Consider the following 9,833-nt stretch of genomic DNA (forward strand, 5'->3'; position numbering starts at 1 on the left):
ATGGAGGATTAGCTCAGTTGGGAGAGCGTCTGCCTTACAAGCAGAGGGTCACAGGTTCGAGCCCTGTATCCTCCATTTGAGCAGCATTATGCTCATGAGCCGTTAGCTCAGTTGGTAGAGCATCTGACTTTTAATCAGAGGGTCGTGGGTTCGATCCCCACACGGCTCATTGCCAAATGACTAGCGGTTTGGTATAATACCGAAGAAAACTTGCCGACTTAGCTTAGCTGGTAGAGCATCTGTCTTGTAAACAGAAGGTCGGAGGTTCGACTCCTCTAGTCGGCACTTAAATATGCGGAAGTAGTTCAGTGGTAGAACATCACCTTGCCATGGTGGGGGTCGCGGGTTCGAATCCCGTCTTCCGCTTTGTCAATTCCTATAATGCCGGGGTGGCGGAATTGGCAGACGCACGGGACTTAAAATCCCGCGGTTAGTGATAACCGTACCGGTTCGATCCCGGTCCTCGGCACTTGTACGCACCCATAGCGCAATTGGATAGAGTGTCTGACTACGAATCAGAAGGTTGAAGGTTCGACTCCTTCTGGGTGCATTTTCGGGAAATAGCTCAGCTTGGTAGAGCACCTGGTTTGGGACCAGGGGGTCGCAGGTTCGAATCCTGTTTTCCCGACTTCTAATATTTATATATTAGCATTCGCGGTGTAGCTCAGCTGGCTAGAGCGTCCGGTTCATACCCGGGAGGTCGAGGGTTCGATCCCCCCCGCCGCGATTTGACTGGCTGTTTTGGACCTTTAGCTCAGTTGGTTAGAGCAAGCGGCTCATAACCGCCCGGTCGTAGGTTCGAGTCCTACAAGGTCCATCGGGCGTTTGCTCTGATGAATCTGGTTTTGCATATATGGAGGATTACCCAAGTGGCTGAAGGGGGCGGTCTTGAAAACCGCTAGGCCGTGAGAGCGACGCGAGGGTTCGAATCCCTCATCCTCCTTTTTATTATCGCGGGGTAGAGCAGTCTGGTAGCTCGTCGGGCTCATAACCCGGAGGTCGTTGGTTCAAATCCAGCCCCCGCAATTTTGGTCCGTTGGTCTAGTTGGTTTAGGACGCATCCCTGTCACGGATGAGATCACGAGTTCGAGTCTCGTACGGACCGTTTTGGCTCGGTAGCTCAGTTGGTAGAGCAACGGATTGAAGCTCCGTGTGTCGGCGGTTCGATTCCGTCCCGCGCCATAATTAAATAATGCGGGTATAGTTTAGTGGTAAAACCACAGCCTTCCAAGCTGTTGTCGCGAGTTCGATTCTCGTTACCCGCTTTTGGTATGGGCCTATAGCTCAGTTGGTTTAGAGCGCACGCCTGATAAGCGTGAGGTCGATGGTTCAAGTCCATTTAGGCCCATTGGAGAATTACTCAAGTTGGCTGAAGAGGCGCCCCTGCTAAGGGTGTAGGTCGCGAAAGCGGCGCGAGGGTTCGAATCCCTCATTCTCCGTTAATGACCCGTTAGTCAAGTGGTTAAGACACCAGCCTTTCACGCTGGTATCGTGGGTTCAAATCCCGCACGGGTCACTTTTATTATCGCGGGGTAGAGCAGTCTGGTAGCTCGTCGGGCTCATAACCCGGAGGTCGTTGGTTCAAATCCAGCCCCCGCAATTTTGGTCCGTTGGTCTAGTTGGTTTAGGACGCATCCCTGTCACGGATGAGATCACGAGTTCGAGTCTCGTACGGACCGCTAGCAAGGCTGAGTATTAGCTCAGTCTTTTTTGTTTAGGTTAAAATAAAAGTGAACACCACCCATCAGCCAGGAGACCGCTGGGTGGTGTTCACTTTTAAGCATAAAATTAACGTACAGAACGATAAACTTCGTCATAGTAATAGTTGTCGGAGCCCATCGTGGTGAAATTAGTCAGGTTTGCGAAGGAATCACTTTCCTTCCAAGCGGTCAGGTCCTCAAAGCGGTCCCAAACCGTGATTAACACGAGGGTTGAACTCTCGCTCTTATTAGCAACAGAGGTCATCAGACCGGCGTTCATGGCAGCCGGCTGGTCATCAATGACCTTTTGCAGGCTGTTGTATAGGACCTGCTGACGGTCGCCATTGACCTGGAAGGATTGGTAGTAAAAGAGGCCGTTGTAGTTACTGTTCATCGTCTCGTCAAGGACGGTTAAGATTACCGGGTTTTTAAAAATTGAATCTTGGTTAGATAGGTCAAACAGGGCCAGCTTATTGCTGTGGGTTGACGCTTGCATTAATTTGAATTCGCGGTCTGGGTGTTCATCAATAATTCCCTGGAGAATCTGGTGGGACCCAAAGGTGAAGCTGAGTTTAGTTAGCACAGGAATTCCTCCTCATATAATAGTCAATTACTATTATAGTACAAATTCGGGAAGCAATTAGAAAAAAATCCGGACTTTGTTTATTTACTTACAAAAAGTTAAAGAAATTCTTGAGAAGTCTTTTATCGGTAGATAGAACATAGTATAATACTATATGTACTGATGAATGTTGCATAATGAGAAAAGAAGGAGGCTTTTTACTTAATGGTTACTCTATATACGTCTCCAAGTTGTACTTCTTGTCGCAAGGCACGTGCTTGGCTGCGAGAACACGATATTCCATTTACGGAACGCAATATTTTTTCTGATCCTTTATCAGTTGATGAAATTAAAAATATTTTACGGATGACTGAGGACGGAACCGAAGATATTATTTCGAAACGTTCCAAAGCGTACCAAAGTCTCAAGGTCGACTTAAACGCCTTGCCGATGAAGGCCCTCTACAAGCTCATCAGCGAGCACCCCGGACTCTTACGGCGCCCGATCATTATGGATGATAAGCGCCTTCAGGTAGGGTATAACGAAGATGAAATTCGGCGATTCTTACCACGGCAGGTACGGGAACTCGAATTGGCAGAAGCGCAACGCAAGGCAGATTTGATTTAGTCAGTCTGAATAACATCAAACTAGTAAGCAAGCAGTGGCTGGCGGGTGTCCTTATCCGCTGACCACTGCTTTAGATTACTTTACTTTTATTGGAAAACCTTTAGAATAGTTATAAGGACTTATTGTTAAGGAGGTGCTGGGCGTTGGAAATGGAAAGAATCAATGAAAATACGATTCGGGTCCTCATCAGCAATGATGACTTGGACGCCCGGGGAATTACAATCCTGGACCTGCTCGGCGACCATCAGCAAATTGAGGATTTCTTTTACAGTATCTTGCAGGAAGTTGATACGGAGCACCAATTTGTCGACAATGATGCGGTGACCTTCCAGGTAATGCCGACCGGAAACGGCCTGGAATTATTTATTAGCAAGAATTCCAGTGATGAAAAACTCAATAGTAAAAATAACGAACAGATTGCCCACTACATTAAAAATAACATCATGCAGGCGCGGGCCAAGCAGCGGGAGCGGCAGACAACGATTAACGATGATGATCAGCGGACCACGACGAAGCTGCCGCGTTGGCAAGTTGTTCAGTTTCCGTCCTTTGAGGAACTGGTTGACTACGCGCGAATTCAGGATAATGACGACCTGGTGAGTGAACTTTACAAGTATAACCAGAGTTATTACCTGGCGCTTCACGACCCGGAAGAACCGGATAGTGAGAGCACCCTCAAGAATCACTTGGCACTAGCTTATGAATACGGCAACCCGACCGCAACCTCGGCGGACTACCTGGCTGAACACGCTAAGAAAATCATGTCCCAGTCGGCGCTGACCACGGTTCGCCACTATTTCAAGTAAATGCAATAACCCCAATCTCCCGTCTTTATTAAAGAGGGGGGATTTTTTTGTTAGTGGCAACCAATAAGCGCGAGCTGGTGTTCGCCCAGTCTGCCCAGCCCGGTGAGCGCTACTATTGTCCAGCTTGTCGGCAGCCAGTCCGCTTGCGGCGGGGCAAAAGCAGGGTGACCCATTTTGCCCACCTGCCAGGAGCGGATTGTGCCGTTAGTGAAGGCGAGACGGGCGAACACTTACGCGGCAAGCAGCAGCTCTTTCGTTATCTGCGCGCCCAGGGCTTACAGCCGTGCCTGGAAGTTTATCTTCCGGCGATTAACCAGCGGCCCGATATTTTAGTAAAGCGGGGCCGGCGGTTAGTAGCGGTTGAGTTTCAATGCAGTCCGTTAACGGTCGACCGGTTACGGGCCCGCAACCGGGGTTACGCCCAGCTGGGGATCAAGCCAGTCTGGTTATTGGGCCGTCCCTACCGGCACCACCTGTCCAGGGCAAAGGTGGCCCAATTTACCCAAGTGATTGCCGGTCGGCCAACGGTTCCCTATTGGAATACCGCCCGCGGCCGGGTTGAGTACCACCGTGCTTTTCGCCGGTACTCATTTGTCAGTGGTCGTCCGTCGGCAACCGGGGTGGTCCGGCAGCAGGTTGCTGCCCTAGCCAGAACTGCGTCAACAAGTGAGCTGGTAGTCCGGCTCACTGGTCAGGCGGCCGCAACGGTTCAGCAGCCGTTAGCCCATTGCCCCTTGGTTTGCCATGACCTGGTACCGAGCTGGCCAGTCACGCGGGTTGCGGTGATTTACTGGCGGATTGCGGTTGTGCTGGTCCTGGACAAGCAGCCCCTGTTTACGTCCTGGTCGCGGCAGCGCTGGCAACACTGGCTCTGGCAATGCGGGCAGTCTTACTGGCTCGCCTTCGCCTGTGCACCGCGGACGGTTTTAACGGCCGTGATTGATAATTTTACCGCCGACTTGCTGGCGGCTAGGGTAATCTGGAAGTGCGGTGACCAATACGTCCTGTTTTGCCACCCGCGCTGGTTTCCTAACCTTGCCGCCAAGGACGCCAGCTTAGCGGCCGCTTTAACTCATGCACCGGAGAACGGGGAGGGGAGTGCTGAAAATTTACACTTGCCACTCATCATTTGAGCAGCCCCCAGCGCATGGCAGCACCAGTTGGAAAGAATACCAAAGGAATGATGAGCTAAGTTTTTTTACACAGTTAAAGCACAAACAGGGCTTCACTCGGCATAGCCGAATTGAAGCCCTGTTTGTGCTCGCGGGGTTTAAGAACCCCCCTGTCATTTAATTGCTTTTAATTACGCGGAGACTACACGGATGGTACTGCTTAGCAAATTCCTTTACTGATTGCTGCGGGTTGAAGGTGTGGTTGTGATAAGACTCAACCAGGGTTTCGTAATCGAAATCGGGCATTAGGTAGCCATATTCAGGTTCCTTGGTATCGTAGACAATTGCGGTTGCCGACTTGGTAATCCCTAAGGAGTTCGTGATGGCCTGGTCCTTTTTGAAGGCCTCCTGAGCAATTGCAGAATGACGGTCTTCCATAAACATTTCGAGGTCCAGCCCGCTCTTTAGCGCAATCTCTTGGGCGAACTGGTCAGAATAGTGCCAGCCGGACTTAGTCATCGCATCTTGCAAGTAGAGTAGGAACCGCCGCCCGCGGCGTCCGCCCTGAAAGAGGGCCGCCTTATAATCAAGGATTACCTGGGATAGCACCCGAGAAACTTCCTGGCGGACGGTCAAGTCGCAAGGATCCAAGTGGTAGAGCCGAATCGTGTCGGTAATTGTCTGCATATTGAATACCGGAATGAATTGGTAACTGATTTTAGTTCGTAGGTTCTGATCAACCCGGAGGACGTCATTTTCGCAACGAAAACACCGCATCCCCAGTGGGTTCACAAATAAGTGAATCTCAAGCATTGCTGCCCCTCCGATCATTACTAAGTAAACTTAACATCTGTTATTGTTGCAAATTGCCCCTGGTTTGTAAAGCAATTTGTTTTCCGGGGAAGAATGACTATCAGAAGGGCAAAGTATGCTAAAATAGGAACGAGATTTAACTGGAGGCTAGATTATGATTGAAAACTGGCAGCATTTTCTATTGCCATATCAACAGGCCGTTAATGAACTAAAGGTAAAACTGCGGGGGATGCGCAAACAGTACCAGGATGAAGAGCAGCATTCACCGATTGAATTCGTCACCGGACGGGTCAAGCCGGTTGAGAGCATTAAGGAAAAGATGGTCCGCCGGCACGTGCAGCCGGACCGGCTGGAGCAGGATATGCAAGACATCGCCGGCCTGCGGATCATGTGCCAATTTGTGGAAGATATCTACAAGGTGGTTGACCTGCTGCGCCAGCGAAGCGACATGACAATTTTAGAGGAGCGGGACTACATCTCGAACGTTAAGCCCAGCGGCTACCGTTCCTACCATATCGTGATCGAATACCCGGTCCAGCTGATTACCGGTGAAAAGCGGATCCTAGCGGAAATTCAAATCCGGACCCTGGCGATGAACTTCTGGGCCACGATTGAACACTCGCTGAATTATAAGTACCAGGGGGCCTTCCCCGAAGAACTTTCGGCGCGCCTGCAACGGGCGGCTGAGGCGGCTTTCCGCCTGGATAACGAGATGTCGGAGATTCGGGAGGAGATTAAGGAAGCCCAAAACTTGTTCTCGTATAAGAAGTCGACGCAGACGGCCCCAGCCGACGCGGGTGCGGCCAAGCCAAAGGAGCAGGAATAAATGAAAGTCGGAATTTACAATAACGAAACTACCGAATCGCAACGGGTGACGAAGCTTTTGCGGGCGGAAATTGAGCGGGCGGGTCTGGTCTATGATGACCAGAATCCGGACGTGGTCATTACAATCGGTGGGGACGGAACGTTGCTGTCCGCCTTTCACCACTACATTGACCAGCTCGACCGGCTGCGGTTCGTTGGGATTCACACCGGGCACCTCGGCTTTTATACTGACTGGCGCAACTTTGAGATTGACGACCTGGTGGACAGCCTGGTCCAGGATAGCGGGCAATCGGTTTCCTACCCCCTGCTGGACATGCGGGCCGGATATTCAGACGGGACCGTTGATCGCTACGTGGCCCTCAATGAAGCCACGATCCGCAACATTACGCGAACGATGGTCTGCGACGTTTACATCAACAACCAGCTCTTTGAAAACTTCCGGGGTGACGGGCTCTGCATCTCCACGCCGACGGGGTCAACGGCCTACAACAAGTCGGTGGGGGGCGCGATTATGGACCCGAACAGCGTCGGCTTCCAGCTGGCCGAAATGGCTTCGCTCAACAACCGGGTCTTCCGGACGCTGGGGTCGCCAATTATCTTCGGTGCTGACACCAAACTGATGCTACGCCTGCGGGACGTGAACGACCACGTGATGACCTGTGACCGGGAGCAGCTCCACTTAAAAAATGAGAAGGGCAAGCGCTACCTGATGGAAATCTCCTTCCAGGTGTCGCAAAAGCGGATTTCCTTTGCCCGTTACCGGCACACCAACTTTTGGAACCGGGTTAAAGACTCCTTCATCGGTGGTGGCAAATAATGGAGTTTACTTGGCGCTACGACCACGCTACCCCGCGGAAACTGCGGGCGGCGTTAAAAATGAGCGGGGTGACCAGTTCGCTGATGAAGGCGGCAATTTACCACGGTGGCCAGCTGCTGATTAATGGCGAACCCCGCTGGGCTGCCGACCAGGTCCAGCCAGGAGACGAGTATTCCATTGTGCTTCCTCCCGAGCAGGCCAACGACCAGGTCGACGAGTCGGCCGCGCCGATTGAGATTGCTTACGAGGACCGGGATTTTTTGGTGTTAAACAAGCCGGCGGGGGTGGCCACCGTCCCGGCCCATAACGTTCCGGTGGCCGATAGTCTGGTGAACCGGGTTAAGCGTTACTACCGGGAACAGGGCTACGAAAACCGGGTGACCCACGTGGCGACTCGCCTGGATAAGGACACCAGCGGGCTGGTGGTTTTCCCCAAGCACCGCTTTGCTCACGCGGTCCTGGACCGCCAGTTAAAGCACCACGCGGTCAAGAAAAACTACTACGCACTGGTGAACGGCCGCCTGGGCAGCCAGCATGTCTATATCGACGCCCCCATCCGACGGGACCCGGACTCGTTTGTCAAACGGGTGGTGGCACCGGATGGCAAGCCGTCGGTGACGGAATACTGGCTGGAACGGTCGTGCACCGAATGGTCGCTGGTCCGGATCCGTCTGCACACCGGGCGGACCCACCAGATCCGGGTCCACTTTAGCTTCCTGGGGCACCCCCTGGTTGGCGATCGGATGTATGGTCCGGCGGCGGGCAGTTCGCTGATTGACCGGCAAGCCCTGCACTGCTACTGGTTGCAATTTTACAGCCCCTTTAAGGAGCGGCTGATCACTGTCAGGGCACCATTACCAGGTGATTTTCAGATGGCAATTAAGAATAATTAAAAAAGACCGTTCCACAGTAAATTTCGCCGTGGAACGGTCTTTATTCTTTATAAATACTAACCCGTGGTGCTAGTTAATTTTTTCCTAGAGGAAAATGTCTAAACATGTTGGTAAATCAACAAAAAAACGCATATAGTAGTTTCAAAACTCCCAAGAAATGAGGACTACTATATGCGTTCATCAAAATATACTGAACATTATACAGATACTTTTATAACATTCAAGAAAATTATGAGAACTGTTTCTAACATATACCACAATTGTGTACCAGATAAGATTAAAAACCGAAGAAATACTGATCAACTGAAGCAACGCGATACAGTGATTATTGCTTGTGTTATATGGGGCATAATTAATGGCTATACTATCCAAAGAGCCACGTATAGAGCGGTTTGTTCCATCTTATTTCCTAATGGTGACTTTCCTAGTAGGAGTCGATTCACTCGCTTAAGTTCAAACTTAGCTTACACTATCAAGATTATTCGATACTTTTTCATCAAGAAGCTCACCAAAGGTGAACTAGTCGGAATTATAGATAGTTTTCCTAGTCCATTATGAAAACCAGTTAGAAATAGACAAGCAAAACTATTGAATCAAATAGCCAAAGTTGGCTATAACTCAACAAAAAAATCTTATTTTTATGGTCTTAAAATTCATATGATCGTTACTAAGACTGGCTTTCCGATTACTTACTCAATCACGAATCCAGGTGTCCATGACGTGAAAGTGTTAGAGACTTTATCGGAAGAAGCGAATCTTCCCAATATCCTAGGGGACAAAGGATATATTAGCTATAAAATCCATGAAGAGCTTGCCCTTAAGGGCATTACTATATCCGTTCCGCCACGTAAAAACATGGATAAATCAGAAAAACTAGACCACAGCTTACTTGGAAAACAAAGAAAAATTAGGTTGTCAAAATTTCAACTCACGTTCTGTTAAAGGGCTAGAGAGTAGATTTGAAAGCATATTACTGGTTTACAGTGCTCTATTAAGTCGAGCACAACGACGTTTTGAAGGAACTTTGAGATATTCTTTAGGATATTAAAATTAACTAGCACCACGGGTGATTTATAATATACTATGTCAAAAGGAGGAGTTAGATGAACAATCAAATCACACTAGCCTATTTAGATCATGATGATCTAGATGCTTTACAAGTTGTAAGTGTTGTCAGTTTTTATGAATCGTTTATCGATGGCGCAGATCCACTTGATATGCAAGTATATTTACAGACACAATTGACAACTGAAATATTGGCAGTAGAATTGGCACAGCCAACCAGTAAATTTATTGGTATTAAGGATCATCAAATACTCATTGGTTATATGAAAGTCAATGATGAAAAAGATGCTATAGAGATTCAACGGCTCTATCTGCTCAAAGATTATCAAAACAAAGGGTTAGGGCAGCGGTTACTCGATGAAGCGAATCGTTATGCTAAAACGAAACAAAAACGTTATTTACGTTTGGCTGTTTATGAAAAAAATCATGCAGCTATTCGTTTTTATGAACGTTATGGATTTAAAAAAATCGGGATCAAACATTTTCTTTTAGGAAAACAAGATCGTATTTGTCCGATTTTAGAAAAAGAAATCTAAAAAAACGTCCTCAGCATCAAAAGTGAGGACGTTTTTTTAGACTGGTAATGGAACCATAATTCGCTTTCCTTTTTGAT

The 9,833-nt window shown here is 49.1% G+C and carries 9 protein-coding genes, 19 tRNA genes and 1 pseudogene; 27 read left to right on the top strand and 2 right to left on the bottom strand.

Annotated features, from left to right (window positions below):
* Positions 1-2 precede the first annotated feature (2 nt).
* From HMPREF0494_RS00010 to HMPREF0494_RS00100, 19 genes are all read left to right on the top strand, one after another.
* Positions 3-75 (top strand) — tRNA-Val (locus HMPREF0494_RS00010).
* A gap of 21 nt (positions 76-96) precedes the next feature.
* Positions 97-169 (top strand) — tRNA-Lys (locus tag HMPREF0494_RS00015).
* A 43-nt stretch (positions 170-212) separates the two neighbouring features.
* Positions 213-285, top strand: a tRNA-Thr gene (locus tag HMPREF0494_RS00020).
* A 9-nt stretch (positions 286-294) separates the two neighbouring features.
* Positions 295-366 (top strand) — tRNA-Gly (locus HMPREF0494_RS00025).
* Between the two features lie 17 nt (positions 367-383).
* Positions 384-469 (top strand) — tRNA-Leu (locus HMPREF0494_RS00030).
* A 7-nt stretch (positions 470-476) separates the two neighbouring features.
* Positions 477-550, top strand: a tRNA-Arg gene (locus HMPREF0494_RS00035).
* 4 nt (positions 551-554) lie between these two features.
* Positions 555-628 (top strand) — tRNA-Pro (locus HMPREF0494_RS00040).
* A gap of 25 nt (positions 629-653) precedes the next feature.
* A tRNA-Met gene (locus tag HMPREF0494_RS00045) sits at positions 654-727 on the top strand.
* Between the two features lie 16 nt (positions 728-743).
* Positions 744-817: transfer RNA gene (locus HMPREF0494_RS00050), tRNA-Ile, on the top strand.
* A gap of 38 nt (positions 818-855) precedes the next feature.
* A tRNA-Ser gene (locus HMPREF0494_RS00055) sits at positions 856-943 on the top strand.
* Positions 944-952: 9 nt separating this feature from the next.
* Positions 953-1,026, top strand: a tRNA-Met gene (locus HMPREF0494_RS00060).
* A 4-nt stretch (positions 1,027-1,030) separates the two neighbouring features.
* Positions 1,031-1,105 (top strand) — tRNA-Asp (locus tag HMPREF0494_RS00065).
* 4 nt (positions 1,106-1,109) lie between these two features.
* Positions 1,110-1,182, top strand: a tRNA-Phe gene (locus HMPREF0494_RS00070).
* A 12-nt stretch (positions 1,183-1,194) separates the two neighbouring features.
* Positions 1,195-1,265, top strand: a tRNA-Gly gene (locus tag HMPREF0494_RS00075).
* Positions 1,266-1,273: 8 nt separating this feature from the next.
* A tRNA-Ile gene (locus HMPREF0494_RS00080) sits at positions 1,274-1,348 on the top strand.
* A 2-nt stretch (positions 1,349-1,350) separates the two neighbouring features.
* Positions 1,351-1,439, top strand: a tRNA-Ser gene (locus HMPREF0494_RS00085).
* A 5-nt stretch (positions 1,440-1,444) separates the two neighbouring features.
* A tRNA-Glu gene (locus HMPREF0494_RS00090) sits at positions 1,445-1,516 on the top strand.
* Between the two features lie 10 nt (positions 1,517-1,526).
* A tRNA-Met gene (locus tag HMPREF0494_RS00095) sits at positions 1,527-1,600 on the top strand.
* A 4-nt stretch (positions 1,601-1,604) separates the two neighbouring features.
* A tRNA-Asp gene (locus HMPREF0494_RS00100) sits at positions 1,605-1,679 on the top strand.
* Between the two features lie 109 nt (positions 1,680-1,788).
* Here the strand turns inward: HMPREF0494_RS00100 and HMPREF0494_RS00105 are convergent.
* Entirely contained in the window at positions 1,789-2,283 is a 495-nt protein-coding gene (locus tag HMPREF0494_RS00105; protein ID WP_007122853.1) for a hypothetical protein, read from the bottom strand.
* A 204-nt stretch (positions 2,284-2,487) separates the two neighbouring features.
* On the opposite strand from HMPREF0494_RS00105, the gene spxA reads away from it, so the two are divergent.
* The 3 genes from spxA (at position 2,488) to HMPREF0494_RS00120 (ending at position 4,828) form a co-directional block, all read left to right on the top strand.
* Positions 2,488-2,889, top strand: coding sequence for a transcriptional regulator SpxA (spxA, locus tag HMPREF0494_RS00110; RefSeq protein ID WP_040458592.1), 402 nt, complete (start codon positions 2,488-2,490; stop codon positions 2,887-2,889).
* A gap of 143 nt (positions 2,890-3,032) precedes the next feature.
* Positions 3,033-3,695, top strand: a complete 663-nt coding sequence (locus tag HMPREF0494_RS00115) for an adaptor protein MecA (protein ID WP_040458593.1) — start codon at positions 3,033-3,035, stop codon at positions 3,693-3,695.
* 53 nt (positions 3,696-3,748) lie between these two features.
* Positions 3,749-4,828 carry a competence protein CoiA gene (locus HMPREF0494_RS00120; protein ID WP_007122856.1) on the top strand — a complete coding sequence of 360 codons (1,080 nt, stop codon included), beginning with the start codon at positions 3,749-3,751 and terminating at the stop codon, positions 4,826-4,828.
* Between the two features lie 156 nt (positions 4,829-4,984).
* On the opposite strand, the gene HMPREF0494_RS00125 is transcribed toward HMPREF0494_RS00120, so the two are convergent.
* Positions 4,985-5,620 carry a DsbA family protein gene (locus HMPREF0494_RS00125; protein ID WP_040458594.1) on the bottom strand — a complete coding sequence of 212 codons (636 nt, stop codon included), beginning with the start codon at positions 5,618-5,620 and terminating at the stop codon, positions 4,985-4,987.
* Positions 5,621-5,774: 154 nt separating this feature from the next.
* Here HMPREF0494_RS00125 and yjbM point away from each other — a divergent pair, with 154 nt between their 5' ends.
* The 5 genes and pseudogenes from yjbM (at position 5,775) to HMPREF0494_RS00150 (ending at position 9,756) form a co-directional block, all read left to right on the top strand.
* Entirely contained in the window at positions 5,775-6,446 is a 672-nt protein-coding gene (yjbM, locus tag HMPREF0494_RS00130; protein ID WP_007122858.1) for a GTP diphosphokinase, read from the top strand.
* Positions 6,447-7,262: an NAD kinase gene (locus tag HMPREF0494_RS00135; protein ID WP_007122859.1), complete on the top strand. Its 816-nt coding sequence runs from the start codon at positions 6,447-6,449 to the stop codon at positions 7,260-7,262.
* The gene (locus tag HMPREF0494_RS00140) at positions 7,262-8,155 is read left to right on the top strand and encodes an RluA family pseudouridine synthase (RefSeq protein WP_007122860.1); all 894 of its coding nucleotides are present in this window, start codon (positions 7,262-7,264) and stop codon (positions 8,153-8,155) included. The genes HMPREF0494_RS00135 and HMPREF0494_RS00140 overlap by 1 nt, the downstream gene beginning before the upstream one ends.
* 171 nt (positions 8,156-8,326) lie before the next feature.
* Positions 8,327-9,203: pseudogene (locus tag HMPREF0494_RS10855) on the top strand (IS982 family transposase).
* A 55-nt stretch (positions 9,204-9,258) separates the two neighbouring features.
* Positions 9,259-9,756, top strand: coding sequence for a GNAT family N-acetyltransferase (locus tag HMPREF0494_RS00150; RefSeq protein WP_007122863.1), 498 nt, complete (start codon positions 9,259-9,261; stop codon positions 9,754-9,756).
* The last annotated feature ends 77 nt before the right edge of the window (positions 9,757-9,833 follow it).

It is taken from the genome of Limosilactobacillus antri DSM 16041 (assembly GCF_000160835.1).
Classification (GTDB): domain Bacteria; phylum Bacillota; class Bacilli; order Lactobacillales; family Lactobacillaceae; genus Limosilactobacillus; species Limosilactobacillus antri.

What these genes read in the sequence shown, in the direction of transcription:
- spxA (WP_040458592.1), top strand. Translation starts at nt 2,488, where the DNA reads ATGGTTACTCTATATACGTCTCCAAGTTGTACTTCTTGTCGCAAGGCA.
- HMPREF0494_RS00125 (WP_040458594.1), bottom strand. Translation starts at nt 5,620, where the DNA reads ATGCTTGAGATTCACTTATTTGTGAACCCACTGGGGATGCGGTGTTTT.
- yjbM (WP_007122858.1), top strand. Translation starts at nt 5,775, where the DNA reads ATGATTGAAAACTGGCAGCATTTTCTATTGCCATATCAACAGGCCGTT.
- HMPREF0494_RS00135 (WP_007122859.1), top strand. Translation starts at nt 6,447, where the DNA reads ATGAAAGTCGGAATTTACAATAACGAAACTACCGAATCGCAACGGGTG.
- HMPREF0494_RS00140 (WP_007122860.1), top strand. Translation starts at nt 7,262, where the DNA reads ATGGAGTTTACTTGGCGCTACGACCACGCTACCCCGCGGAAACTGCGG.
- HMPREF0494_RS00150 (WP_007122863.1), top strand. Translation starts at nt 9,259, where the DNA reads ATGAACAATCAAATCACACTAGCCTATTTAGATCATGATGATCTAGAT.